This is a genomic window from Paenibacillus sp. FSL P4-0081, assembly GCF_000758565.1.
Classification (GTDB): Bacteria; Bacillota; Bacilli; order Paenibacillales; family Paenibacillaceae; genus Paenibacillus_AQ; species Paenibacillus_AQ phytohabitans.
The window spans coordinates 3,404,319-3,428,366 of sequence record NZ_CP009280.1; the positions used below are offsets into that span (position 1 = coordinate 3,404,319).

31 protein-coding genes are annotated in these 24,048 nt (G+C 47.0%); 23 read left to right on the top strand and 8 right to left on the bottom strand.

The features are described 5' to 3' along the window. Nucleotides 1–20: 20 nt before the first annotated feature. From P40081_RS14180 to P40081_RS14240, 13 genes are all read left to right on the top strand, one after another. On the top strand, nt 21–1,841 hold the full coding sequence (locus tag P40081_RS14180) for a sensor histidine kinase (protein ID WP_042136276.1): 1,821 nt from the start codon (nt 21–23) through the stop codon (nt 1,839–1,841). Continuing rightward, nucleotides 1,816–3,423: a response regulator transcription factor gene (locus P40081_RS14185; protein WP_042136277.1), complete on the top strand. Its 1,608-nt coding sequence runs from the start codon at nt 1,816–1,818 to the stop codon at nt 3,421–3,423. The genes P40081_RS14180 and P40081_RS14185 overlap by 26 nt, the downstream gene beginning before the upstream one ends. 64 nt (nt 3,424–3,487) lie before the next feature. Next, nucleotides 3,488–4,402 (top strand): carbohydrate ABC transporter permease, encoded by a 915-nt coding sequence (locus tag P40081_RS14190; protein ID WP_042136279.1) that lies wholly within the window; start codon nt 3,488–3,490, stop codon nt 4,400–4,402. Nucleotides 4,403–4,405: 3 nt separating this feature from the next. Next, entirely contained in the window at nt 4,406–5,245 is an 840-nt protein-coding gene (locus tag P40081_RS14195; RefSeq protein ID WP_039297839.1) for a carbohydrate ABC transporter permease, read from the top strand. 130 nt (nt 5,246–5,375) lie between these two features. Then, nucleotides 5,376–6,692, top strand: coding sequence for an ABC transporter substrate-binding protein (locus P40081_RS14200; protein ID WP_042136282.1), 1,317 nt, complete (start codon nt 5,376–5,378; stop codon nt 6,690–6,692). An 80-nt stretch (nt 6,693–6,772) separates the two neighbouring features. Then, complete coding sequence (locus P40081_RS14205) at nt 6,773–8,422, top strand: MGH1-like glycoside hydrolase domain-containing protein (RefSeq protein ID WP_042136285.1); 1,650 nt, start codon at nt 6,773–6,775, stop codon at nt 8,420–8,422. A gap of 134 nt (nt 8,423–8,556) precedes the next feature. Next, nucleotides 8,557–9,549 carry a glycoside hydrolase family 43 protein gene (locus tag P40081_RS14210; RefSeq protein WP_081969950.1) on the top strand — a complete coding sequence of 331 codons (993 nt, stop codon included), beginning with the start codon at nt 8,557–8,559 and terminating at the stop codon, nt 9,547–9,549. Between the two features lie 408 nt (nt 9,550–9,957). Next, nucleotides 9,958–10,377 carry a VOC family protein gene (locus tag P40081_RS14215; protein ID WP_269323275.1) on the top strand — a complete coding sequence of 140 codons (420 nt, stop codon included), beginning with the start codon at nt 9,958–9,960 and terminating at the stop codon, nt 10,375–10,377. A gap of 213 nt (nt 10,378–10,590) precedes the next feature. After that, complete coding sequence (locus P40081_RS14220; RefSeq protein WP_042136288.1) at nt 10,591–10,998, top strand: hypothetical protein; 408 nt, start codon at nt 10,591–10,593, stop codon at nt 10,996–10,998. Between the two features lie 214 nt (nt 10,999–11,212). After that, a complete protein-coding gene (locus P40081_RS14225) occupies nt 11,213–11,479 on the top strand; it encodes a hypothetical protein (RefSeq protein ID WP_042136290.1) in 267 nt (88 codons plus the stop codon). 97 nt (nt 11,480–11,576) lie between these two features. Next, entirely contained in the window at nt 11,577–11,984 is a 408-nt protein-coding gene (locus P40081_RS14230) for a hypothetical protein (protein ID WP_042136294.1), read from the top strand. Nucleotides 11,985–12,116: 132 nt separating this feature from the next. Continuing rightward, nucleotides 12,117–12,332, top strand: coding sequence for a hypothetical protein (locus P40081_RS14235; protein WP_039297855.1), 216 nt, complete (start codon nt 12,117–12,119; stop codon nt 12,330–12,332). A gap of 166 nt (nt 12,333–12,498) precedes the next feature. Next, nucleotides 12,499–13,170, top strand: a complete 672-nt coding sequence (locus P40081_RS14240; protein WP_042136296.1) for a stalk domain-containing protein — start codon at nt 12,499–12,501, stop codon at nt 13,168–13,170. 36 nt (nt 13,171–13,206) lie between these two features. On the opposite strand, the gene P40081_RS14245 is transcribed toward P40081_RS14240, so the two are convergent. Both P40081_RS14245 and P40081_RS38990 read right to left on the bottom strand, forming a co-directional pair. Beyond that, nucleotides 13,207–13,812: a thermonuclease family protein gene (locus tag P40081_RS14245; protein ID WP_052421826.1), complete on the bottom strand. Its 606-nt coding sequence runs from the start codon at nt 13,810–13,812 to the stop codon at nt 13,207–13,209. Between the two features lie 39 nt (nt 13,813–13,851). Beyond that, the gene (locus P40081_RS38990) at nt 13,852–14,028 is read right to left on the bottom strand and encodes a glycine zipper domain-containing protein (protein ID WP_171716491.1); all 177 of its coding nucleotides are present in this window, start codon (nt 14,026–14,028) and stop codon (nt 13,852–13,854) included. Nucleotides 14,029–14,159: 131 nt separating this feature from the next. Between P40081_RS38990 and P40081_RS14250 the strand changes: the two genes are divergently transcribed. The 6 genes from P40081_RS14250 (at nt 14,160) to P40081_RS40035 (ending at nt 17,092) form a co-directional block, all read left to right on the top strand. After that, on the top strand, nt 14,160–14,651 hold the full coding sequence (locus P40081_RS14250) for a hypothetical protein (protein ID WP_052421827.1): 492 nt from the start codon (nt 14,160–14,162) through the stop codon (nt 14,649–14,651). Between the two features lie 275 nt (nt 14,652–14,926). Next, nucleotides 14,927–15,118 (top strand): hypothetical protein, encoded by a 192-nt coding sequence (locus P40081_RS38460; RefSeq protein ID WP_156118605.1) that lies wholly within the window; start codon nt 14,927–14,929, stop codon nt 15,116–15,118. Between the two features lie 277 nt (nt 15,119–15,395). Next, entirely contained in the window at nt 15,396–16,022 is a 627-nt protein-coding gene (locus P40081_RS14260; RefSeq protein ID WP_081969952.1) for a hypothetical protein, read from the top strand. Next, nucleotides 16,015–16,548: an accessory gene regulator ArgB-like protein gene (locus tag P40081_RS14265; protein ID WP_042136302.1), complete on the top strand. Its 534-nt coding sequence runs from the start codon at nt 16,015–16,017 to the stop codon at nt 16,546–16,548. The genes P40081_RS14260 and P40081_RS14265 overlap by 8 nt, the downstream gene beginning before the upstream one ends. Beyond that, on the top strand, nt 16,545–16,679 hold the full coding sequence (locus P40081_RS37545; RefSeq protein ID WP_081969953.1) for a cyclic lactone autoinducer peptide: 135 nt from the start codon (nt 16,545–16,547) through the stop codon (nt 16,677–16,679). Before P40081_RS14265 ends, P40081_RS37545 begins: the two co-directional genes overlap by 4 nt. A gap of 17 nt (nt 16,680–16,696) precedes the next feature. Beyond that, complete coding sequence (locus tag P40081_RS40035; RefSeq protein WP_144026119.1) at nt 16,697–17,092, top strand: LytTR family transcriptional regulator DNA-binding domain-containing protein; 396 nt, start codon at nt 16,697–16,699, stop codon at nt 17,090–17,092. A 36-nt stretch (nt 17,093–17,128) separates the two neighbouring features. On the opposite strand, the gene P40081_RS14275 is transcribed toward P40081_RS40035, so the two are convergent. Further along, nucleotides 17,129–17,722 (bottom strand): YdeI/OmpD-associated family protein, encoded by a 594-nt coding sequence (locus tag P40081_RS14275; RefSeq protein ID WP_042136307.1) that lies wholly within the window; start codon nt 17,720–17,722, stop codon nt 17,129–17,131. Between the two features lie 450 nt (nt 17,723–18,172). On the opposite strand from P40081_RS14275, the gene P40081_RS14280 reads away from it, so the two are divergent. Then, nucleotides 18,173–18,655 carry a cupin domain-containing protein gene (locus P40081_RS14280; protein ID WP_042136309.1) on the top strand — a complete coding sequence of 161 codons (483 nt, stop codon included), beginning with the start codon at nt 18,173–18,175 and terminating at the stop codon, nt 18,653–18,655. A 73-nt stretch (nt 18,656–18,728) separates the two neighbouring features. Here the strand turns inward: P40081_RS14280 and P40081_RS14285 are convergent, their stop codons facing one another. Then, nucleotides 18,729–19,154: a hypothetical protein gene (locus P40081_RS14285; RefSeq protein ID WP_042136310.1), complete on the bottom strand. Its 426-nt coding sequence runs from the start codon at nt 19,152–19,154 to the stop codon at nt 18,729–18,731. 194 nt (nt 19,155–19,348) lie between these two features. Between P40081_RS14285 and P40081_RS14290 the strand changes: the two genes are divergently transcribed. Further along, a complete protein-coding gene (locus P40081_RS14290; RefSeq protein ID WP_042136312.1) occupies nt 19,349–20,320 on the top strand; it encodes a helix-turn-helix transcriptional regulator in 972 nt (323 codons plus the stop codon). A gap of 639 nt (nt 20,321–20,959) precedes the next feature. Here the strand turns inward: P40081_RS14290 and P40081_RS38995 are convergent. After that, nucleotides 20,960–21,124 (bottom strand): hypothetical protein, encoded by a 165-nt coding sequence (locus P40081_RS38995; protein ID WP_179093550.1) that lies wholly within the window; start codon nt 21,122–21,124, stop codon nt 20,960–20,962. 88 nt (nt 21,125–21,212) lie between these two features. On the opposite strand from P40081_RS38995, the gene P40081_RS39775 reads away from it, so the two are divergent. After that, complete coding sequence (locus P40081_RS39775) at nt 21,213–21,335, top strand: hypothetical protein (RefSeq protein WP_269323257.1); 123 nt, start codon at nt 21,213–21,215, stop codon at nt 21,333–21,335. 39 nt (nt 21,336–21,374) lie between these two features. On the opposite strand, the gene P40081_RS14300 is transcribed toward P40081_RS39775, so the two are convergent. Further along, on the bottom strand, nt 21,375–21,605 hold the full coding sequence (locus tag P40081_RS14300; protein WP_231575419.1) for a YuzF family protein: 231 nt from the start codon (nt 21,603–21,605) through the stop codon (nt 21,375–21,377). Between the two features lie 195 nt (nt 21,606–21,800). On the opposite strand from P40081_RS14300, the gene P40081_RS38465 reads away from it, so the two are divergent. Beyond that, nucleotides 21,801–21,968, top strand: a complete 168-nt coding sequence (locus P40081_RS38465) for a hypothetical protein (RefSeq protein ID WP_156118607.1) — start codon at nt 21,801–21,803, stop codon at nt 21,966–21,968. A gap of 990 nt (nt 21,969–22,958) precedes the next feature. Here the strand turns inward: P40081_RS38465 and P40081_RS39000 are convergent. Together P40081_RS39000 and P40081_RS14310 are read right to left on the bottom strand one after the other, a co-directional pair. Then, entirely contained in the window at nt 22,959–23,300 is a 342-nt protein-coding gene (locus P40081_RS39000; protein WP_042136315.1) for a hypothetical protein, read from the bottom strand. Nucleotides 23,301–23,331: 31 nt separating this feature from the next. After that, a complete protein-coding gene (locus tag P40081_RS14310; RefSeq protein ID WP_042136317.1) occupies nt 23,332–24,048 on the bottom strand; it encodes a DUF262 domain-containing protein in 717 nt (238 codons plus the stop codon).

Here is a 24,048-nt window from a genome sequence, read left to right on the forward strand (position 1 = left end):
AGGGAGAAGGAGGGATTACTATCTTTTACTCGTTAAAAAACCGCCTGATCGCGTTCTTCGTTGTGCTGCTGGTACTATCCTTCGGCACGATGTCGCTGCTGCTGTTCAACCAGTCACGCTCCATCATCCGCTCTTATATCGAATCCTCGGCACTGGAGAAAATGGACGAGTACGGCTCATTTATTAACATGGCCCTGCAGCAGAGCTATGACTTGTCCTCTCTGGTCTACAACAGCGATATCACCCAGAGGTGGGATGCCCAGCTGTCCAATCCGGCTTCAACCGAAGGGCAGAAGATGCTCTCCAATATCACCATGAGCAAGTTCCTGACCCAGACTACCAACAATTACTCGATTGTCTCCTCAGTGACCATCTACCGTCAGGAAGGGATGCGGATCGGTGCCGATAACCAGGTGGTTACGGATGCTTCGTTCAAGCAGGAGACGTGGTACCGCAATTTCATTGAGCACAGCAATCACTGGGTTCCGGCCCATACGGATCAGGTGGAGATTAAGGGGGCCAAGCCATATGAGGTGGTAAGCCTGCTGCTGCCGATCGGGATTTTTGAACCGTCACTGGCCAAAAATGTGATGAAGGTCAACATCAAGGCGGACTTCCTGCTGGAGCCGCTCAATCGTATACATCTTGGTGAAAGCGGTACCATCTTTCTGCTCAACCAGCAGGGTAATCCTATTCTGTCCCAGCAGGAGTACAGTGCTTATCCGGAAGCGGCGGCGGAAGTCCAGCGGGTCCGTGCAGGCAAAGCCGCGCAAGGCGTTGTCTACCTGAAGGATCAGAAGGGAGCCTCACATATTCTGGTCTACAAAAAGCTGGCAATCACCAACTGGCTGCTGGTCGGCTTTGTCTCTGAACAGGATCTGTATGCCAAGCTGTTCAAGCTCCGCAACAGCATTATTGTATTTGCTTCCCTGATGCTGATTGCCGCCTTTGTGCTGGCTTACTGGATTTCTTACGGTATTACCAAGCCCCTGTCCCGTCTGGTGTCGGCCATGCGGCATGTCCAGAAAGGGGATTTCGCCCAGGCCGAGCGCCTCACTCCGCCGGAACGCAGGATACGGAACGAGGTTGACTACGCAACGGACACCTTCCGGAGTATGGTCAAGCAGCTGAGGTATCTGATACGAACCGAGTTTGAGCAGAAGCTGCTGCGCCAGCAGGCTGAATATAAAGCGCTGCTGATGCAGATCAATCCCCACTTCCTGTTCAATACGCTGGAGCTGATGAGCAGCCTGGCTATCCAGCAGCGGACGAAGGAGACGGTTACCGTTATTGATTCCCTGGGTAAAATGCTCAGGTTCTCGCTGCGGATCAGCGAGGATCTGATCCCGCTGCGCGAGGAGCTGAAGTATGTGCGTTATTATATGTCCATTCTGGATATCCGCTTCGGCCCGGGTCTTGATCTGCGGATCGAAGAGCAGGGCGAGCTTGACGATCTGGAAATCGTCAAGTTCCTGCTCCAGCCGCTGATCGAGAATGCGGTGAAATACAGCTTCATTCACCAGGCGAATGCCAGGGTACGGATCACGGTAAGACAAGATAAGGAGCGGCTGTATCTTGCTGTTGCCGATAACGGAATCGGAATGGCTCCGGAGCTGCTCCGCGAGCTGAATGATCAGGCCATGCGCCAGCAGCTGGAGCAGCTTCTGCAGAGCAAGACCCATCAGATTGGACTTCGTAATGTGCTGGCCAGATGCTGGCTGTATTATGGCGATTTATTCAGCTTCAGGATAGATTCAAGCGAACAGCAGGGCACCAGCATCGAGCTGAGTCTGCCCATACAGAGGAGGAATGAAGATGTATCGTGTATTGATCGTGGATGATGAGCCGGAAATCCGCCAGGGCTTACGGCTGAAGGCGGACTGGGCTGGCCTGAATCTGTCAGTGATCGGTGAGGCAGGGAATGGCATGGAGGCAATGGAACGTCTGGCCTGTGAAGCGGTTGACATCGTAATCACAGATATGAACATGCCTGTGATGAACGGCGTGTCTTTCCTTGAGGATTGCCGCAGGCTCTATCCGGAGCTGAAGCTGATTGTAATTACCGGCTACGAGGATTTTCATTACGCCAGAGCTGCTGTCCGTAATCAGGCGCGTGATTATCTGCTGAAGCCGGTAGCTGCCGATGAGCTGATGGCCGTATTGCAGAAGGTGAAGGAGGAGCTTGACCGGGAGCGTAATGACCGTGATCAGCAGGCCGTAATCCAGTGGCGGCTATCCCGGTATTACATGGAGATGAAAGAGCATTTCCTTGTTCAGCTTGTCAAGGAGGACGTAGAGCAGGTGGATGCGCTGAAAGAGCGGGCCGCACTCTTTGAGCTGGGTGAATGGGATTTGACGGAAATTCATGTTGCGACAGCTGGACTCAGAGAACGGACGGGGGAGGCTCCGCAGCTGCCGGAGCGCACTCCCGGCAAGCTGCGCCTGCCGTTTGAGCTGCTGGGCAGGGAATTCGCGGGCAGGTACGGCAGTGGCTGCCTGGTGTTCCGCGATCCGAATTACCCCGGACTGATTCACTATATTCTGCAGGAGAGTCTGACGGATATGCCACAGTTCCGCGCGGATCTGGCTGCTTGTATCTCTGCACATCTGGGCTTTGAGCCGGTCATCGGCTACGGCGGCGTCAAGCACGGATTCCACCAGTGGAAGGAAGGCTACATGGAGTCTCTGCTGGCCTGGAATCTCTCGGAGAATGCCGCTTATCCTCCGGCTGAAGGAAAGTCTGAGCCGGGAGCAGTGCTTACTGAGGAGCTGACTCGGACTCTGCGCCGCCTGCTGATTCAGGGGGAGTGGAGCTGCTTCGGCCAGACGGTCCGGCAGGAGCTTCAGCAGGCCTTCTCCCAGTCACGTTCCCGTTTCGTGAAGCTGATCTTCCAGCTTTATCTGCTTGTGGACGGAGCGGATGGGGCGCCTGCACATGGGAACGGTCATGCCCAGCAGCTGTGGCTCCATCCGGAGATGGTCCATAAGCTTGACTCAGTAGACAAGGCGGAGCAGTTCCTGCTGGAGCTGGCCGGACGTGCACACCGTCAACTGCAGGAAGCAGGCGACCCCGATGATTCGGTGATCCGCACAGCGACGCAGTATATCGATAGCAATTACATGTATGATCTGAATTTGACCCAGCTGGCCAAACGGTTCAATTACAATTCGTCCTATTTCTCGGAGCTGTTCAAAGCCAAAGTAGGCCGAAGCTTCATGGCCTATCTGACCGATATCCGGATGGCCCAGGCCACGCATCTGCTGGTAAGCACAACCCTTGGTCTATGGGACATTGCCGAGCTTACCGGATTCTCGAATGCCAGCTATTTCAGCTCCAAATTCAAAAAGATGTACGGGATCGCCCCTTCGGACTTCCGCCTGAACCCACCTGAAAAATTCAATAGTGAGCAGCCGAAGAAATAGCATTCAAGCGGGCTGCGCTACTTTCTATAATGAGCCTATATCCATTAAGAAGGAGAAGGCGCATATGAAGACAGCACACAAATCGGTTTTATGGAAAAGGAGCGGCACCGCTTACCTGTTCCTGCTTCCCTGGCTGATCGGCTTTTTCGGACTGACACTTGGCCCCATGCTGGGATCCTTTTATCTGTCCCTGACCAAGTACAACCTGCTCAATGCCCCGGTATGGCTGGGCTTTGACAATTACAGACACATCTTCACGGCAGACGAATACTTCTACAAATCTCTTACGGTGACTTTCAAATACGTGCTTTTTTCGGTTCCGCTCAAAATGGCCTTTGCCCTTCTGGTCGCCGTCGTCTTGAACAAAGGCATCCGGGCGCTGGGCATCTACAGAACGGTATACTACATTCCTTCACTGCTGGGAGGAAGTGTAGCCATCGCCATCGTATGGCGGCAGATTTTTGACGGGGAAGGCCTGATCAACCACTTTTTAAGCTGGTTCGGGATTGAAGGTCCGGCCTGGATCGCCCATCCGAGCTACATTCTCTCCACGATCGTTACCTTGTCTGTCTGGCAATTTGGTTCCGCGATGGTCATATTCCTGGCCGGAATCAAGCAGATTCCTGCGGACCTGTACGAAGCGGCACAGGTAGACGGGGCCGGTAAGCTGCGGCAGTTCGGCAAAATAACGCTGCCCATGCTGTCACCGGTAATCTTTTTCAACCTGGTCATGGGAATTATCAATTCCTTCCAGGTGTTTACCCCGGGGTATGTCATTGGGGACGGACGCGGCGGTCCGGTAAATTCAACGCTGTTCTATACGCTCTATCTGTATCTAAAAGGCTTCTCATTCTTCGATATGGGCTATGCCGCCGCTCTGGCGTGGATCATGCTGATCATCATCGGCCTGTTTACCTCGATGGTGTTCGTGACCTCCAGGTTCTGGGTGTTCTACGGCGACGGAAAGGACGGGCGATAAATCATGGCTGAACAAAAGACGATTTTTAAGCTCGGCAAGCATGGTCTCATCATTCTGTTTGGGCTGCTGATGCTGTATCCGGTGCTGTGGCTGCTGTCCAGTTCCTTTAAGCCGAATGAGCTGATCTTCTCTGATCCCGGTCTGTGGCCGGCGAGGTTTACTCTGGAGAACTATGTGAATGGCTGGAAGGGGCTTCAGGGCATCTCGTTCAGCCGCTTTTTCCTCAACTCTGCTACCATCTCCGTGCTGTCGGTCATCGGCAATATTCTCACCTGCTCTTTGGCGGCATACGCGTTCGCCCGGCTGGAGTTCCGTCTCAAGAGTGTACTGTTTGCCTGCATGCTGGTGACAATTATGCTTCCTTACCATGTGCTGCTGATTCCGCAATATATTATTTTCAGCAAGCTGGACTGGGTGAACACCTACTTGCCTCTGATCGTACCGAAATGGCTGGCGCATGACTCGTTCTTCGTGCTGCTGATGATCCAGTTTATCCGCGGCATTCCGAAGGAGCTGGATGAAAGTGCAACGATTGACGGCTGCGGACAAGGCCAGCTGTACTTCCGGATCATTATCCCGCTGCTGGTTCCGGCGCTGATCACAACGGCAATCTTTACTTTTATCTGGACCTGGGATGATTTCTTCAGCCAGATGATCTATTTGAGCCGGATCAATCTGTTCACCGTTCAGCTGGGCATACGTTCACTCTATGATCCCTCCGGATCATCCGACTGGGGCGCGCTCCTGGCGATGTCCGTGCTCTCCCTTGTGCCGATCATGACGATCTTTCTTCTCTTCCAAAAGCATTTCCTGGAGGGCATCGCTACGACCGGTTTGAAATGACGGGCTCAACTGAAATGCAGACCCGAAAAAACCACTAGCGGAGACCCGAAGAAATGAAATTCAACTCCGGTCAAGAAATGATTAGGATGGGAATGCAAGCGATTACAAAAATTCTTGGGGGGACATTTCGATGAGAAAAATCTTAGGTCTTACACTGGCCGCAATGCTGCTGGCCGCAACGACCGCCTGTTCGGGCGGCAATAACGGCAAACCTGCAACCGGCAGTTCAGACACTGCAGAGCCGTCTGTGGATCAGGTTGAGCTGCGGATTATGTGGTGGGGCGATCAGAAGCGGGCAGACAAGACAAACGAGGCACTGCGCAAATTTGAGGAGAAGTATCCGAATATCAAAGTGGTCGGGGAGTTCGCTCCAAACTCCGGGTACTTTGACAAGCTGAACACCCAGCTGGCTTCGGGGACAGCGCCGGATGTATTTTTCCTCGGAGGCAACGTAACGGATTACGCGGATAAAGGGGTACTGCTGGATCTTCAGCCTTATGTCGGCAAAGAGCTTGATCTGACGGATATGGATCAGACGATGGTGGAATACGGAACGCTGGGAGGCAAGCTGGTTCATATCTCTGCCGGAGCGAATGCCAGAGGGATGGTCATCAACACCGAGCTGTTCAAACAAGCCGGAATGGACATTCCTGCGGACGGCTGGAGCTGGGAAGATTACGCCCGGATCAGCAAGGAGATCTCCGGGAAGCTGGGCAAGGGCTATTACGGCACCTACAACTTTACAGTTGAGGGCATGGACATCTATATGAAGCAGCGCGGCAAGCAGGTCTATGATATGGAGAAAGACGCACTTGGCTTCGAACAGCAGGATGCCGAGGATTGGTTCAACTACTGGAACGACATGTCTAAAAACGGCGGGATGGTTACACCGTCCCTGCAGGTATCGAATCCTCCGGGAGACACAAGTAAATCACTGGTGGTCACAGGTAAAGTGGCAATGAGCCTCATTCCGTCCAACCAGTTCGCAGCCCATCAGAATCTGATCCAGGATACGCTGACGATGGTTCAGGTCCCGCGGGGTCCTAAAGGCACAGGTGTCGTATTCGAATCCAGCCAAGGCTTGTCCGGATATGCGAAGACGGAGCATCCGAAGGAAGTCGCTACACTGATGAACTACTGGATCAATGACCCCGATGCCGCGCAGATTCTCGGCAGTGACCGCGGAGTCCCTGTTACCTCCAAGATGCGTGACCTGCTGATGAAGGATGCCACTCCGCTGGAGCAGACCGTATACGACTTCACGAGCCGGGTGTCTGAGGCGACGAAGAAAGAGCCTTTTGCCATCAGCTACAATCCGCCAAGCTTCACCGAGTTCACCAAGCTGGCTGAAACCGCGGTGCAGGAGATCGGTTTCGAGCAGAAGGATGTGAAACAGGGAGTGGAGGATTTCTATAAAGGCGCTACGCAGATTTTTGGCAGCAAATAGGGAGTTTACCGGAAGCAGACTGCCCGGGCAGTCTGCTTCTCTGTCTTTGGAGAGAAGTGAAGATACAGGAGGGAAAGTGCATGACCAGGGACTTATTACAACAGCTCCGGGAAGTAACGGCTGATGACCGGATCGGAGTGCTCAAGAAGGCGGCGGACCGTAGCTCTACGGAGCAATGGAGGCAGTCGGGAGTTGCTTTTGCCGCCTCATCGGAAGCGATGGAGAATGTCTATTACTCCGGATTGCATAAGCTTATGGATTGTATCGTGCCGATGGACGGCAATGGCCATGTTCTGCATGAAGGAGGTGTCTACCTCGGCAGCTGGCTGGAGAGCACGGGAACCATCAGCGCTGAGCTGCTGTCACGCTTCATGCCGGCGGTGGCGGAAGCGACCTTTCGCCTGTTCGCCGATTATCAGCGGGAGGATGGGCTGATTCCTTACAAAGTAACCCCTGCAGGACCGGCTTACCGGCAGATCCAAATGGTGACCCCGCTGGCCCGGAGTGTCTGGAATCATTACGTGCAGAATGGACGCAACAAGATGTTCCTCCGCTCGATGTACCAGGCGATGAGCAGATTCGACGACTGGCTGGCCAGCCGGCGCGATACACGAGGAACAGGCTGCGTGGAGGCCTTCTGCACCTTTGATACCGGACATGATCTGTCCCCGCGTTTCTGGCATATTCCGGATACACCCCATCTGGACGATGCTGCGCAATGTAACCCGGATTCACCGCTGCTGCCTTTTCTGGCCCCTGATTTAACGGCCAATGTCTACTGCCAGCGGCAGTATCTGTCCAGAATAGCAGAGGAACTTGGAGAGTGCGGGATGGAGTGGGGGGCCAAGGCGGCTGCCAGCAGCCAGAGCCTGTTCAGTCATTGCTATGACGAGGAAGATGAGTTCTTCTATGACCGTGACCGCGGAGGCCGCTTTGTGCGTGTGCAGTCGGATGTGCTGCTGCGTGTGCTGGCCTGCGAGGTGGGAGACCGCGATTTCTTTGATGCTGCACTCCGGCGTTATCTGCTGAATACCAGCAAGTTCTTCGCCAAATATCCGTTCACCTCCATAGCGATGGATGACCCGAGGTTTGATCCGTTCTCCAGCTACAACACTTGGGGCGGCTCATCCAACTTCCTCAGTATCATCCGCGCGGCGCATGCCTTTGAGCATCACGGGCGTTATGTCGAGCTGACCTGGGTGATGCTGCCTATTCTCGCTGCGCTGTCGCGGATGACACGATTTGCCCAGACGTTAAGCCCTTGGACAGGAGAAGAGGGCTATACAGAATCGTATTCCCCGGCTATTCTGTGCCTGCTGGATTATGTGGAGCGGCTGTGTGGAATTATGCCGGTTGCCGGAGAAGAACTATGGTTCACCGGACTGCTTCCTTATGATATGGATCATGGACAGGAGGTGGCCCATGAGACAGGATACCGCCGGGCGGTAGATGGAGCAGTCTATGAGCTGATCACTACCCGCCAGGGGGCAGTGATCTACCGGGACATGGAGGAGTACATGGCTTTTCCGTTTGGAGTCCGCGTAATCACGGACCGGAACGGGCAGCTGCTGAAGCTGATCGGGATGAGTATCCGTGAAATCGAGGGCTGCATCTGCTATCTGGGCCAGAGCCTCCCGTTCACGATTAAGGGCAATGAACAACTGGAGTATGCGGATGGCGGCTTCAGCAGCATCAGCGATATTGGAGTGGTGCTGCTGGAATACCGGTAAATAAGTTGAACTTTACGTACTCGCTCCTCCAGTTCCAATATTCACCTTCGTTCCTTTTCACCTATTGTACTTTCTTAAGTACACCTTATATAAATATTGGCTTGCAGCGTGTGTGATAGAAAGGAGAGTTTTAAATGATAGATAACAACAGCTTACAGATCAGAGATCCGTTTGTGCTGCCGCTTGCCGGACAAGTACAGGGACAAGGACAAGTACGGGGACAAGGACAAGGACAAGGACAAGTACAAGTACAAGGACAAGGACAAGTACAAGTACAAGTACAACGACAAGGACAAGGACTCTACTATTTGTATGGCAGCACCGACAGCAATATCTGGGGTAAGGGCACCGGGTTCGACGCCTACACAAGCAAGGATCTGGAGCATTGGGAAGGACCGTTTCCGGTATTCCGTCCAGAGGCGGATTTCTACGCAGAGCATAATTTCTGGGCTCCGGAAGTCTATGCCTACGGCCGGAGATACATCATGTTCGCCACCTTCCGGCGCAAAGACAATAATCTGCTGGGGACGGCAGTGCTTGCTTCGCCACATCCGCTTGGCCCTTTTACCCCGCATAGCGAAGGTCCGGTGACCCCGCAGGACTGGAGCTCCCTGGACGGAACGCTCTATATAGATAATCAGGACCAGCCATGGATGGTCTTCTGCCATGAGTGGCAGCAGACTGGAGACGGGGAGGTCTGCGCCATGCGGTTAACGGAGGACCTGCGGAGAGCGGAAGGAGAGCCGGTTACTTTGTTCCGGGCATCGGACGCGCCATGGACAACCCCGTTTGTATCCAAGCGGTATGCGGATCAGCTCAATTACGTAACAGATGGGCCATTTCTGTTCAGGTCAAGTGACGACGATACGTTGTATCTGCTTTGGGCCAGCTTCATTAATAACACCTATGCGCTGGGCATTGCCCGTTCCGGGAGCGGCGAGATAACCGGACCGTGGATTCATCAGGAGGAGGCACTCTATCAGAAGGACGGCGGACACGCGATGGTATTCCGGACCTTTGGCGATAAGCTGATGCTGGCGATCCATACACCGAATCAGACTCCCGACGAACGGCCGGTATTTCTGGAGCTGGAAGAAAGCGGCGGTGTGATGAGAATGAAGGAATAGGTGTTGGAACGCTTTTAAGCAATCTGATTCCACCGGCTCTACATCGGACACCGTGCCCGAATGGCAGGTTGTCTGCTAAAAGACACTCGCTTCATGTTTAACTGTATTTTGTACAACTAAAACGGGCGATTTTTGCCCCGTGGGAGTTTTAGCTGCACTTCATACAACTAAAAATAACAGCTACGCCCCAAACGAACACTTTTCTCAATTTTAGTTGTACAGAGTACACTTATCCTAGCTCATCCGGTTTTTCGCCGTCTTTTAGCTGCACGAAATGCAACTATTCCTTATGTAGTAAGTATAAAACCTCGTTGCGAAGGGAACGTACGTTTTGCTATAGTGGGCTCATGATTAATGATTTTACTATAGAGGAGATGTATTCCAATACAGCTGGGTTGTACGTATCTAATCGTCCGTGATATGAAGAGTTCCATTGCATTTTATGAAGCGTTGCTGAATATGAAAGCAGATTCCCGCAAGCTGGAGCGTTGGGCACAATTCCACTGCGGGAACACACTCGCGTTATGGAATCCGGAATTCGATAAGGAATTGATCCGCACGAATAGCGATGTGTCGGAGCATTTTAATGAGGCGTATTTGAATAAGCAAGAAAGTGAGGTTCGATACGGGAATAATGTGATCCTTAACTTCAATGTTACTGATTTGAATGCAGAGTATGAGCGGGTGAAGTCACTGGATATTGGAGTAGTATCTGAGATTTTCTATATCAATGTTGTGCGGCCTTATCATTGCTTCATGATTGAAGACCCGGATGGGAATCTAATCGAAATCACAGGAGATTATCATACAGAATCTATTAAATTCTAAATATTTACATGGGAAATTATAGATGATATATTAAAAATGCTCATATAGACCGTTTGAGAGGGAAGGAGACTTGCTTATAGACTCCAATCTGCCGGGTAGAGTGAAGTGCAAATAGTCTGCTGCTCTGTTGAGCCGGACTACGCCAAGCGAGTGCTGTGCGTTTCGTTCAGACCGATTCCCCTATACCCAAAGAATTAAGGAGGATATTAATAAATGCGAAAATTAAAAACGTTGATCGTGTTTCTCTTCGCAGCAAGTTTCTTGTGGGTCTCCGCTCCCTCTGCGCATGCCCTTTCTCTGGCGCCGGGATTTAATTCGCCAGTAACTCTTACTCTGCAGCCGGGACAAACCACATATTTGCTCTGTACAGCCTCCGCCAAAACGATTAAAGCCGTTGTAGAGAAGCAATCGGATACGGGTAAAGTGACGGGACCTTATTATTTCAACATGAGCAACCGCGGCCAAATCCAAATGGGTACAATGAGCGGTGCCAGTGCTGTACAGGATCTGTATTTCAGCTATTGGGACGGCAGTGCCGGAAATGCGCTGCTCTATCTGAATGCAACGGATACTACGGTTCCTATTCAGGTGAAAGTGACCTTTTATAATTTAAGCAACTAATATAAGAACAGGCGATAATCCGTCAAAAGAAAAGATTGCTACTCCATTGCGGAGTAGCAATCTTTTTAGGGTTATAAGAGATTATTCAATGTTAATTAAACTTTAAATCACCCCATCTCCCCCGGCAGCTTTGTCACATGACTCATTTACAAATAGTTCCACAAGAAATATGCTATCCTTATTTAATACTGTGTAATCACAAGGAGGGCAACTGATGAAAGGGGCTTACCTGAAGTATTTTGGCGTGGCGATCATCGTGCTGGGGGTAATTGCTTGTATTCCAGTGGGATTCCATTTGGGCGGTGTGCTTGGTGTTGCTATCTTCCTCGCCGTTTCCTGCATAGCCGGTATGTTTTTTATTGGCTTTGGTGAACTTGTCTACTCCATGCAGCGAATCGAGCTGGAGATTGCCGGGGAACGTCCGCAGTATGATCCTTGGACCGGACAATATCAGGTACCGCCCAAAGATAACGGCCGCTGATCATGCGTGCACAGTTTGAAATTTAATCTGATTTGTCCAACCTCATAAACTCCTCTAGCATATTCTATGAGTAGAAGATTAGAGAGGAGGAATCACCATGGCAACGATTATCGACACAGGGGCCAGTACTGCGACAACGGGCAGTCAGACCGTATCTATTCCAATTCTTTCACCTGCGGGCAATTTGATCTTGGCCGAGTTTGGCCTTGCTACTGTAACTTCGGGGGTTGTATTACTGAGTGCCTCCATCGGATTTCAAACTACGCTCGGCGTACCCAATGTAGTCTTCACATTGTACCGGGACGGGCAGCCCATCTTCAATATGGGCTCCAGCGGCCTTGCGCTTTTAGCCATTCAGCCTATTACTATTGCTTATATGGATAGAAGTGTACCCGCTGGCTATCATGCATACAGCTTGGGTGTCGCCAATAACAGCTTGAATGTCCTGCTCAATGCAGCCAGTGTTACGGGACCCGTGACATTCTCAGGAACCTCCATCGGATAAAAGAAATGAATAGAACAAACCCGCTGAACTCCGGTCCGGCGGTTTTTTTTGAGTGTATATACAATTTGTTCCAAAGCAATTATGATTTACTTAAAGATTCTGAACTCTATACGAGGAGAGGGGCTGTGAGAAATGATGGCAACAGGTTTTGGGTCATTGCTTGCCGGCAGTTTTAGTATATTTTTCTTTTTAGTCTGGCTGGCATGTCTGGGGCTCGGTATTTATTTATTCGTTCTGGTAGTGAAGCTCGCGCGCAGAGGAATTGTTGCATTGGATCTGTACAATCATGCCAAGAATCTGGAAATCCGCAACCATTACGAATCCGTTCACAAAAAAGATGAGTTCTAAATGATACATAGCCAATTGGAATTGGAAGTATGGATGCCCTGCCTGAAGGCGGGGTGTTTTTTTGTATTTCAGCGGATTCTCAGCCATTTGCATATTATGGTAAGATTTATTATACTCCCAGTATGTAAGTTTTAAATTTGAAATACATGGAGAGGAGTTTGATCGGGTGAAAAAGAAATTAACCGCTGCGCTGACTGTTTTTGCTGTACTTGGAGGAATGGGGACGGGGGTATACGCCGGAGCCAATCTGCAGGAGATCAAAGCTTTTCTGAACCCGGGAATTAAATTCAAGGTAGATGGCCAGCCTGTGCAGCTGAAGAATAGCAGCGGTGCAGTGATCGCTCCGATTTCTTATAAGGATACTACGTATCTGCCAGTCCGTTCTGTGTCGGATCTGCTCGGAGTTACCGTTAAATTCGATGCCGCCTCCAATACCATTTCATTAGGCGAGCAGACGGAAGGAGTCTCGATTGCAGCCGGTTTTGACTCGTCGTACCATACCAAAGATCCTGACAAAACCGTCTATAAAGATAAGGACTATAAAGATGTCCATTTCGATAATGGCAGCGGCACTCGCGGCAGCTCGTTCATGCTCTACCCGAACAAGAAATATCAGAAGCTGTATATTCAGGTCGCGGCGATCGGCACTGATATTAAAGACTTTACCGTGCAAGACAGCGATACGGATACGGTGCTTAAGAAGCTGAACATTACCCCTGAAGAAGGGCTCGTAACCGTAGAGGTGGACATTGCCGGAGTAAGCTCTATCTATGTAACCGGAGACGTACAAGACGGCTCATCCATGTTCGTTCCATTGACTACTTCCTATTATAAATAACTATAGAAGAACCCGGGAGACTTTTGTCTCTCGGGTCTATTTTTTGTTGGCGTGGGTAGCTGTGACAGAAGTGTCGTATCCCCGGTCGGTCACATAATTCTCTATGCTCCAAATCCCCAGCCTCGCAGACTTAGCCTGTTTCTCAGTGGCTCTGAGCTGATCCACATATTTCACATCCGGCGGATACACGGCAACCCTGGCCAGACCCTCTGCAATCAGCATTTCATTCACCATCTCATCACCGAGATAGACATAAGCCAGAATCCGGCCGTATTGATCACGTTCAGACACATCCATTTCGACCCTAACCGTTTGCCCGTTCAGAAGCTCCGTTAAGTATTCACTGGCCTCAGGGCCAAAGGGCTGAACCGGTGTATTGTCGCGCTTGGTTTCAGGAGTATCAATGAGCAGGAGCCGGATTTTGTCCACCGTACCATCTTCGAACTTAACTTTGAAAGTATCTCCGTCGGTCACCGATAGAACTTCTGCTTGAGAAGGATATGTAAGAACAATTGTGTCCAGTGTTTCAAGGTTATTGTCCGGTTCATCTTTCGACAGGACAGCTGTCACCAACGAAATCGTAAGAGCTAATACAATCAAGCCGTACCTGGTAAGCATCTTACCGTTATTAGATTGGAACATGTGTTAATGACTCCTTTGCCGTGAATATATCATTCCGGTTCACTCAGCCGGAGGATCTTTTGGATCATTCTTAGATTTGCCGGGTCTAGAGAAAACAACTCCAAAGGCAATACCCAAGGCTATGCCCAAAGGTAAATTATCAAAAGCCATCCAAAACACTATACCAAAACATAAGCCCAGGGCGATGCCTTGGGAGGAGTCTTTTTTCTTATCCATATCCATGTCTCCTTGAATAGATGTAATTAAAATCAAGCAGCTGATTGGCGGAATAGCATAAAGGGTATTATCCGGTAAGCCTGCATATCTTACTGGCAATGTTAGGCCTAGAACGCTTAAGGAGTGAAGATGTGTATACCAAAAAACTAATCTTGACCTTATCGATGATGTTATCCATGTTAGCAGTGAATGCCTGCAGTAATCAGCCGGATGTGCCTGCAACTGATTCTATGCAGACCTCTGCACCGTCCGCCGGGAACAATGGAGTTACGGCTCAGCCGGATGCTTCTGCCGTTTCCCAAGAGCTGCCGGAGAATCTGCCGGAGGATTTCCCGCTGCCGGAGGATGTTCAAATCAAGCTATCCCATTCTGAAGAGAACGAAGGCAAAAAGACAGCTCTTCTGATCTTCACCACAACACAAAGCATGGATACAGTATCGAAGCTCTATCAGGATTATTTCTCTTCAAGACTCGGAAGCGATTCTGCACAAACCCTTGATGACAAGAACCTGATTATCCAGGGTACCACCAAAGACAATAAGCAGAGCTGGTCGATCATCGGCGGTTCTTTGGCTTCCCAGGAAGGTACTGTAGAGCTAAATGTAACATGGGCGGAATTATAAATTAACAATCCTGTTTAGTGATGAACATCCGTTGGTGTATGGTCAGGAGAGACCGGCGGATGTTCTGTTTGTATTAGTGTATTTTACCATACAATCCCCCGATATTAATCCCGCGTGGACCAGAGAATGGCAGCAATAAGTCTGAATTCCCTTCACTTGTTACCCTTATCCCCTAAGAGAAGCTGCAAAATAAAAGAGCCTGGCAATTAGCCAGACCCCTGAAATCCTATCAATTACGCTGGAGTAACAAATATCCGCTGATGCTTGAGGTTTTTTTGCGGAATACGATTCTGAAACCGATGTCGTTGTCCTGCAGACAGGCTAAGGCCGTGCTAAGCAATCCATTGGTTCTTAAGCTGGGCAAGCAGGGTTCGGCATTTCCGATAACCCGGCTGGTGGTAATTCTGCGTGCAGATCCGGGCACTAACGGGTTCCGGCTCCAATTGATCAACACCAAATCCGGCTGACGAGTCGCCATGCTAATCTACCCCTTTCTATTAAGGTTCTTTATATAGAATGCAGGGGAGAGAGTTTTGTGCTGGACAAAGGCGGAGAGAAACAGGGGAGAGCCATAGAGTACGAATGAAATTTTGTGCAATAGACTTGGTTAACAGCTAATTGTTGAAAAAAATACGCAGAATGGGGGAGAAAGTGTCGAATAATGTAAATAAGTAGTATACGCTGTGGCGTGAGCAGTTATATAATTAATTCAATGAACGAAAATCAGTCAGGCGGTGTTATGGTTTGTCATGGGAACCTGTTGGCTTTATGTTTTTCTCAACAATAGAAACTCTTGCTCTATATTATCTCATTATGTCGCTCTTTAGATTTAAATGGAAATGGTACTTATGGCAAGTATTATTCGTTATTTTACTAAATAATCTTCAAAGCTATTTGTTAAGAAATGAGCTCGGGATGGCGAATATCTCGCCGCTCATTCTAATATTGATTTTCATCCTGTTCTTCTCCGCTGTGGTCAGGATGCCTCTAATTCTATCAATCATTGCTACAATATCAGGTTACGTTATTTTTGCTGTGATTCAAACGATCATAGTCCTTCTAGTATTTGGCTCCATATCTGATATTTATGCTAGCGTAGGGAATGGATATTTTCTGCAACTCCTGACTTCTGCCGTTGTGTTCTTTATCTTCAGTTATGCTTACCGCAAAGGGAAAGGATTCACTTTTGATCTGGATAAACTAAGACTGAAATTAGAAGATATTCTTCTGTCTGTATTGATACTAGGTTTTGTGATAGGCATATCAGTACTGCTCTACTACAATGATATCCTGTTAAATGCTGTGATCTTTGTGATCATGTCTGTATTCCTTCTATATTATTCAACCAGAAAGGAGAAGGAAGATGCTTGATATCATGTCCGCGAAGCTCGCTACCGGGATAAAAAATATTGTTCCGGAGCACCCGGCGTCCTATGCCGTTTTAAAGTTTGCTATTGAGGTAGTCCTTAATGTGGTATTTATTATGGGTCTCACGTTGGCTGTATCCCTTCTGACCGGTAGGACAGGAGAAGCCATCCAGATACTGATCTCCTTTGCATTATTACGTCAAGTATCTGGAGGAGCACATCTCAAATCCGGAACAGCATGCGTCTTGTTTACGACAACGTTGTTTACGCTTTTGTCCTTTATTGAAGTTAGCCCCTCATTTATTCTGCTTATGAACGGTATCAGTCTTATAGTGGTTCTATGGCTGGCCCCGATTGGAATCGAACGTCAGACCCGGATTCCAAGAACGCAATGGCCCAAGTTGAGAATTGTAGCTGCACTACTTGTGACAGCTAATATATTTATAGCTTCACCAGCTATTGCTGCCAGTTTTATGGCACAATCCATTAGTCTGATAGTCGCTAGAAAGGAGGTGAAAACCTTACGATGAAATCACTGCAACGTAAAGCTGTTTACAAACTTGCTTCTGGTTTGTCCGCAATGGCCGCTCTTCTAGTTTTGGTTACCGCTAGCGTATTATATGTAAATCAACCGGAAGTCCCTGAAGAGTTACTCAATTAATATTGGAGCTGATCCCTTTGAGTAGTATATCTGTCACAAGAGACACAGAGGGAAACACTGGTGTATTCTCACTCGATATTGCAAAAATAACTTATATGGAATTTGAACGAACTATCTATAGGATAATCGTCCATACGTACGATCAAACCTTTTATACAGTAGGTACGCTGAAATATTGGCTTAACACCCTAGCCAGTTCAGGATATAATTTCGTTCTTGCGGATAGAAACACGTTAATACAAGTCACCAATATTATCCAGATGGATAAGACATTTCATATCGCTTATTTCGGGGAAGACCACAAAGGGGTCGAACAAAAGTGTTTTCTTTCAGAAAAGGGTTACAAAGAAGTTCTCAAAAATGTTAAAACGTCCGAAACGAATATTAAATTTGTCGAGCTACCGGAGTGGTAGCTCATTTTTTTTATTCGGTGAAGTTAAAGGGAGCCCCTAATCACTCAATCCCTTGCCGTTCAAAATATGCGGCGTATATTTCTCAACCCGTGCTGTACGGGTTTTGGATTGTTTGGGGTCTGTGAAATAAGTGATATATTGTCTTTTTCGTCCGGGGGTTAAGGCTTCAAAGGCTGCTTGCAAATCCGGATTCTCATCGAGCTTTGTTTGAAACTCTTCAGGAATCTCATACTCCGTATCCTTCTTATAATCCACTTCCAGACCAGCGGTTTCAACCTCTATGGCATTATAGATATAGTCTTTAATAGTAGCTTCCCTATCGGATATTTCTTGAACCGTATTGAACCGGATCTGGCGCCCGGCCTGCACATTCTTGGTTTGCTGAATCAGAATGCCCTGGGGATCAGGCAACAAGGAGCCTTTGACGAACATAATCGCACAATATTCTTTGAATCCGTGGATTAGAGCGATATTCCCGCCTTGAAACGTATAACAAGGAACCCCCCACTTCAATTCCTCTGTCAGCTGACATCCAAGCAGGATCGCCCGGAGTTTCCCGTATTCTTCCTTCCATTGGCTTGCTTTATTAAAGAAAAAATCCACTTTAGGATTCATTTCACTACCCGTCATTCAGATACACCTCTTCTTTTTGATATATATATTGTGATGGCTATCCTCACTGGCAACTTTACGCTCGAAGTCTGTGATGAAGTAACGGCCGGATTGAGTTAGCCTGCTGCCGGTAACAACGGCCAACTTTATGCGATTTAGTAAACCGCCCCGTTTAAAAAAAATAATTGTAGCCCAGTCTGCTTTATGTATCTCTTCCAGGGCAGCGTAGAAAGCTTTCTTACTAGTGCCTATTTCCCGGGCGGCGATTGGTATAACAATATCATTTTCGACTAGGAGGGTACAAGGATAGCAATTATCATGTTAATGGTATTTGTGGTGACTCTTATAACAGCGTGTGGGTTATACCTGACCAATAATAGCAAGAGATCCGGATTTTATGATTTTTGTAATAGTGGAATTATACCAGCAGGTTATGTTGATAATATCCGATAATGAGGAGAGGTTCAGATGGCTACTATTTTTAATGACAAGAACGTTTCGTTTGAACAAAGACAATCCCCGGTTCCTGAGTTCGCCTGGCATACAAGCAGGAAGCTGGCGGAGATGGCAGGGGCGAAGCAATTGCTTTTTGAAATCAGGTCGCTTGATCCAGGGAAGTATTCGTATCCATATCATTTCCATAGAAGTGTTGAAGAGGTATTTGTAATTCTATCAGGCCGGGCTACGCTCAGAACGCCAGCAGGGTTTCAGGAAGTGCAGGAAGGTGATACGGTGTTTTTTGAAACGGGGCCGGAAGGGGCGCATCAATTATTTAATCATACCGCAGAGCCTTGCAGGTACTTGGATTTACGTACGAACCTGGGGATCGATATTTGTGAATATCCGGATTCCGGAAAGATCAACATTCTGCCGTACGAGGAAATCTATATGGCGGAAGAGCGGGTGGACTACTATGAAGGCGAGGACAATGTTGCGGAGAAATGGAAGTGAGCTGGCGTGCAGTCCGGGAGCAGGGTTAAAAGCCCTGCCGCCAGTAATGGTCCGCAGGGCTTTTTTCTATTTTTTAAATTACGCCTTCTCCTCCAATAGCGGTTGCTGTGAATGCTATAGGCCCAAAAAGATTTATAGGCAAGATGCTATCATTTTGGATGATCAATTCATAGTTGTGGACTCCAAGATAAGGACCATCAACCCACAGAACATTTAATTGGATATCAGTAATTGTAGTGAAACGATAAAAGGAACTATAAATATCGACCCCGGCACGCCGGATGATAACTAAAAATTGACTATTAGCAAGTGCAGTAAGACTAAAGCTGCCTTTTAACTCGACTCTACTGGAGAAAGAGGCAGGATTAGCAGGACTAATATTTACTTGCGCTGTGGCTAGAGCCGCGCCTGCTCCAGGAATCCCCGCAACCGTTACAGCAGAATTGAACGGGTCTAACGGGATTTTTGCCTCTGAACCATAACTAATAATTGTCGCCATTTATCATCACTCCATTTCATCGGTATACGTTAATATATTGTAAATCCGCAAGTATATATTGGACGTAGTTCCTGATGATTATATACATTTAACTTAAAAAGAGAGAAATGAAATAACAGCAAGTAAAATCAAGTAAGGATCTTCCATTATCTTTAAAATAAATGTAGGGTGATTGAAACGGGGTGAAATGACGAATGTACGAGTGGCAGAAACAAATTCAAATCATCGTTGATGAAATAGACATATGTATTAAAAATTATAATGATGAAGCCTTGACACTACGCAATCTTTCCCGCAGGCTGGGTTATTCCGAATTTCATACTACGAGAAAATTCAAGGAAATATCGGGTATGCAATTTAGGGATTATCTGCGGCATAGAAAATTAGCCTTTGCGCTTAAAGAAGTTCGGGATAGTGAAAAAAGCCTTTTAGATATTGCCTTTAATTATGGCTTTTCATCACATGAAGCGTTTACCAGAGCCTTTAAGGGAACCTATGCTGTAACCCCAAGTAATTTCCGGAAAAATCCTAAGCCAGTCGTTCTTCGTACAAAATTAAACCCGTTTGACCGCTACTTTTTTGGATTGGGAGAGATTGGGATGATGAAATCTACAGATGATGTGAAAATTTATTTTGTAACCATTCCCGCTCACAAATTTTTGCACATTAAAAACTATGAGAGTAATGGGTACTGGGATTTTTGGCAAAAGCAAAATCTTATCCAGGGACAGGATTACGAAACCGTCTGCGGCTTACTCGATAGTATCAAGGGCAAATTGGATGACGATGGCGGGAGTGAACCTAATGGGGGCAGCGGTCAGATTATGGCGTATATGAATGACCCGGACGGCAGACTCTGTGATTGGGGTATCCCGCGTACAGAGTGTTATGGTGCACGGCTTCCTTTGGATTATAAAGGCGAAGTACCACCACAAATGCTTATGGCTGATGTTCCGGAAGATAAATATATTGTATTTGAACATGGGCCATTCGATTATGAGCAGGAGAATCGTAGTGTGGAGGAAAAGATTGAACGGGTAATGGCAACTTTTGATTTTGCAGGCACGGGTTACTCATTTGATACTTCCGCCGGTAGGATGATTTACTTTTATTTTAATCCGGAACGGCATTTTAAGTACATCAGACCTGTGCGGAGCCACCTTTAAAGAACACGCTCCCGCGGCTGGCAATATGCGCGTTTTGATTTATATGAAATGATATAATATCAGAAATTTAAAGGTCACTGCTTTTAAAAGGGTGGCCTTTTTCTATGTCCTGGGAGGTGGTTACGCCCTCAGTGTGGATGGAACTTAAAGGGCATGAAGAATGACCGTTTCTGCACTCATGCGGCTACACAGAGACGTTTAATAGAGGAGATGATCACAGATCATTGTTGATAACTTCGCGGGGGCGGCGAGGCGAGTACGGGAATGGAGCTGGCTGTTATGTTATGCAATTGCTCGAATCAATTCATCCGCATGGTGGCAATCATTATATAGATTAATAGGGGCTGTTATACCCCCTATTGATTACTTCCGTTTCTTACGGCCAATTAAGCCGCCAACGATCCCAAAGATCAAAATACCAACAAAGGCAAATACAATCCAAAAAGCTATACGCACAACAATCACTCCTTTGAATAAACAATACGATAATAGGTGGATTTTCGCAATGAAGGAGGCAGGAGCTATTGCCTTTTCTAGTTGACGGAAAGAAAATATTGATCAGTGAAAGTGCTATGAAAAGAATAGTGAAGCCCACCATCTTCACCAACTCCTTTATCAAATTTAGGCATGAGCGGAAACTCACTTATCTTTAGGGGGCTTTGGCTTCTCTGCCTCATACATGGAGACTCCAAATATAAGTCCTAACCCGCCACCAATGGCGATGTTGTCAAAAACAATGGAGAATGCAATACCAAAACTGATGCCTATAAAAAGCGCAGAGAGCAATCTTCTATTATATTTCAACACGCAGCACCCTTTTCAATTATTTAACATTTGTACGCCGATCAGAGATTTTAGTTTCGAGGGGGATAGCCCCAGGGAGGGAACAGACATGTTGCGAATAGTTCATCCTCTCTGCACCACCGGATCAACCCAGGCGGACGAGAAGACACCGGCAGTAAGCTTTTGGGCTGCAGCAAGAAAACTTCTCGGGGCTCAGGTGGAAAAGGCATAAAAAAAGAGCTGCTTTCGCAACTCTCTCATGAACTGCCATTTACTCTGGCATGATCCAAACGATCTCACAGATGCGTACAAAGAATTTTCTGCCTCTGGTATCCAATACAACGTGGTCTGGCTTTACATCCATCAAACAGCCGCTAATCCCGCCGCGAGTGGTTTCAAGTACCACCTGCTTACCTTTTACAGACATTAAGGTTTCAACGACATAGGGATCAATAGGATAGACCATGATGGCTTGCGGCATCTGTTGATGCATTGGATACATTTGATTATTCAGCACTTTGTTACCTCCCAAATGGTTATACCTCATGCTATGCAAATGCCTAATTAAAGAGCTAGGCGAGAGCCCATTTAAGATAGGTACTAAGCGATATGACACAAATACGTAAAAATAATAATTCAACGGAGGGAATGGTTTCGGACAATGTAGATTCTAATTGTATCGTAATCAGATGTCCCGATGAACTTGCTGAAATGGCAAGAGTTTACCAATAGAATTATTAGTTTCCATGCTGCGGATATGCAAGACCGAGTCATTTTAGAGAAAAGTGAACTGAACTGGGTGAAGGAGTTTATTTCAGGAGAAGTTGTTGGTCAGGCCGAAGGCCATCGACACGCGACCAAATAATCTCAGCGCAGGGAGGCCGGTTAGTGTTAGCTATTAATTACTAATGATATACCATAATAATATATAAGTTATTCCGAAGAAAAGGATTACACCCAGTATTGAGATGGCAAGAAGAATAAGGATAACTTTATTTCCGTTCATAAATGCACCTCTTAAATAAAATACCTCTCCCAATTTTTAGTGTAGGGGAGAGGTCGAAGCGAAAGATTGGGCAAGCCCTCACAACTCGATTGTAAAGGATTGGCAGAGAACTATCAAATACACATTTAAATGTAGGCTTCCTAGTGGAGACAAAACCCATACCAAACTATCCAGGATACAGTGTAAGCCGGGGTATGGTGTCCACCGCCTCCCACTGCACAAGCAAACGGCGGGCAGAAGACACCTGAACAACTGCAGGAAGCAGTAAGAGAAGCAGCGCTTGTTTCATTAAAAAGAGTTGGTCGCGGTGATCAGATCAAGGAGGTGAACTAAACATGGACTGATATCCCTATGGCGGTTTCCCAGGTCCTGGAACGGAATTCACACAGATGTTTACGGAAGTTTTGTTGTCCACTGACAATCAAGCGAAACTTCCCGGTGGCATCCTTTTGAAAAAAGGTCAGGGAGTTGTGAAGAAAGGGACAGTCATTGGCAAAATTACAGCTGCTTGAGCTGATCAAGGCAAGAGGGTAGCCGTTTTTGATGGAAAAAACGTCCCCAATCTCATAAAGTTGAAGGGATGCTACAATCAAAAAAAAGACAAAACCCTTATAAAATAAGGGTTTTGTCAGGTGATGCAGTATAGGACGGATGGGGTTCGAACCCATGACCCCTACCCTGTCAAGATTGACAGGCCTGTAAACCGCTGTATCCCGACATAGCCGGAAGTCCTTGTTTATCAAGGGTTTTCGGCTTTTTTATATTGGGTTGTGACCTGTCGTTTCCGCTTATTATTTCGAGTTCGTGACCAGTGTGTGACCGCATCGCATTAAGATAGATTGTCTTGGTTTAATAGTTTTTTATTCGTAAATATTTATTGAAATAATCTTCAATTATTCTATAGCGTTCCTTAATGGACAGTGCATCATTGGTGCCTTGCTGACTTAAGCGGTCATATTCCAACAAGTCAAAGTCAGCGTCCGATATATTTTCTGATGCGGCCTTTCTGTTTTCCTCAATTGCATTTTTAAAATCCAGGAAGAATTTGCGACCAACAAGGTTTAAATCATTAATTTTTTCTTTTTGCCCTCTAAATAACAAATAGTAAATAGGAATAGATGCTTGAGATCGTAACAATTCGTCATTCGTGTTGAATACATTTTCCATTGAATCTAGGATACTCAAGACCACTGACCCGATATCTCTTGGCTTTAAGTGTTTGTTATTTTTTGAAAATTTTAACAAAATTATCAAGATATACTTTTTTTGTATCAACTATTCTTTTTTGGTGTTTGAGTGAGTATTCAATGAAAAGGAGTCTACACGCAACTTCACGATGTTGAAATCGCTTATCTGGAAATCTAACATTATTCTTGAAAAAGTCATGTGAGGCAATTTCACGAATTATTTTAGCCATCGGTCCTCCGATGGAATTACGTCTTTCCGCTGCGTTAAGGGGGACGGCTTCATTTAAACGTGAAAACATGTCTTCTATTAGCTCTATGTCATCAGTTTCCACACATATTATTGGTAAAACAAATGAATCAAAAACAATTTTTAATTTTGGATAATTGATCCCTAAATCTGCGTAAGTAAGGTTTGCCGCTTTGATGCTATCGTCACGAAAATAAACGAAATCTTCAGATAATGCAAACTCGCCTTTAATAAATTTCCATACTGTTTCTAATCTTTGTCTTCCATCAATGATTGAGTGAGTGTAAATATTTTTTTTGTTGGAATTGTCTGGTATGACATGGAAATACAACTTGGGTAGATCATAATCATTTAGTATTGAATCGATAAGCAGTTGACGTTTTTCTACTGTCCAAATGTCGCCTCTTCGTTGATAATTCGGGTCTTTTTCAATTGCATCATATTCTGAATTTATTCTTAATATAGTACTGTTATTAAGTGGATAAGTTTTAATAGTACTTTTCAT

What these genes read in the sequence shown, in the direction of transcription:
- P40081_RS14185 (WP_042136277.1), top strand. Translation starts at nt 1,816, where the DNA reads ATGTATCGTGTATTGATCGTGGATGATGAGCCGGAAATCCGCCAGGGC.
- P40081_RS14190 (WP_042136279.1), top strand. Translation starts at nt 3,488, where the DNA reads ATGAAGACAGCACACAAATCGGTTTTATGGAAAAGGAGCGGCACCGCT.
- P40081_RS14195 (WP_039297839.1), top strand. Translation starts at nt 4,406, where the DNA reads ATGGCTGAACAAAAGACGATTTTTAAGCTCGGCAAGCATGGTCTCATC.
- P40081_RS14200 (WP_042136282.1), top strand. Translation starts at nt 5,376, where the DNA reads ATGAGAAAAATCTTAGGTCTTACACTGGCCGCAATGCTGCTGGCCGCA.
- P40081_RS14205 (WP_042136285.1), top strand. Translation starts at nt 6,773, where the DNA reads ATGACCAGGGACTTATTACAACAGCTCCGGGAAGTAACGGCTGATGAC.
- P40081_RS14210 (WP_081969950.1), top strand. Translation starts at nt 8,557, where the DNA reads ATGATAGATAACAACAGCTTACAGATCAGAGATCCGTTTGTGCTGCCG.
- P40081_RS14220 (WP_042136288.1), top strand. Translation starts at nt 10,591, where the DNA reads ATGCGAAAATTAAAAACGTTGATCGTGTTTCTCTTCGCAGCAAGTTTC.
- P40081_RS14225 (WP_042136290.1), top strand. Translation starts at nt 11,213, where the DNA reads ATGAAAGGGGCTTACCTGAAGTATTTTGGCGTGGCGATCATCGTGCTG.
- P40081_RS14230 (WP_042136294.1), top strand. Translation starts at nt 11,577, where the DNA reads ATGGCAACGATTATCGACACAGGGGCCAGTACTGCGACAACGGGCAGT.
- P40081_RS14235 (WP_039297855.1), top strand. Translation starts at nt 12,117, where the DNA reads ATGATGGCAACAGGTTTTGGGTCATTGCTTGCCGGCAGTTTTAGTATA.
- P40081_RS14245 (WP_052421826.1), bottom strand. Translation starts at nt 13,812, where the DNA reads ATGTTCCAATCTAATAACGGTAAGATGCTTACCAGGTACGGCTTGATT.
- P40081_RS38990 (WP_171716491.1), bottom strand. Translation starts at nt 14,028, where the DNA reads ATGGATAAGAAAAAAGACTCCTCCCAAGGCATCGCCCTGGGCTTATGT.
- P40081_RS14265 (WP_042136302.1), top strand. Translation starts at nt 16,015, where the DNA reads ATGCTTGATATCATGTCCGCGAAGCTCGCTACCGGGATAAAAAATATT.
- P40081_RS37545 (WP_081969953.1), top strand. Translation starts at nt 16,545, where the DNA reads ATGAAATCACTGCAACGTAAAGCTGTTTACAAACTTGCTTCTGGTTTG.
- P40081_RS14275 (WP_042136307.1), bottom strand. Translation starts at nt 17,722, where the DNA reads ATGACGGGTAGTGAAATGAATCCTAAAGTGGATTTTTTCTTTAATAAA.
- P40081_RS14280 (WP_042136309.1), top strand. Translation starts at nt 18,173, where the DNA reads ATGGCTACTATTTTTAATGACAAGAACGTTTCGTTTGAACAAAGACAA.
- P40081_RS14285 (WP_042136310.1), bottom strand. Translation starts at nt 19,154, where the DNA reads ATGGCGACAATTATTAGTTATGGTTCAGAGGCAAAAATCCCGTTAGAC.
- P40081_RS14290 (WP_042136312.1), top strand. Translation starts at nt 19,349, where the DNA reads ATGTACGAGTGGCAGAAACAAATTCAAATCATCGTTGATGAAATAGAC.
- P40081_RS39775 (WP_269323257.1), top strand. Translation starts at nt 21,213, where the DNA reads ATGTTGCGAATAGTTCATCCTCTCTGCACCACCGGATCAACCCAGGCG.
- P40081_RS14300 (WP_231575419.1), bottom strand. Translation starts at nt 21,605, where the DNA reads ATGTATCCAATGCATCAACAGATGCCGCAAGCCATCATGGTCTATCCT.
- P40081_RS38465 (WP_156118607.1), top strand. Translation starts at nt 21,801, where the DNA reads ATGAACTTGCTGAAATGGCAAGAGTTTACCAATAGAATTATTAGTTTC.
- P40081_RS14310 (WP_042136317.1), bottom strand. Translation starts at nt 24,048, where the DNA reads ATGAAAAGTACTATTAAAACTTATCCACTTAATAACAGTACTATATTA.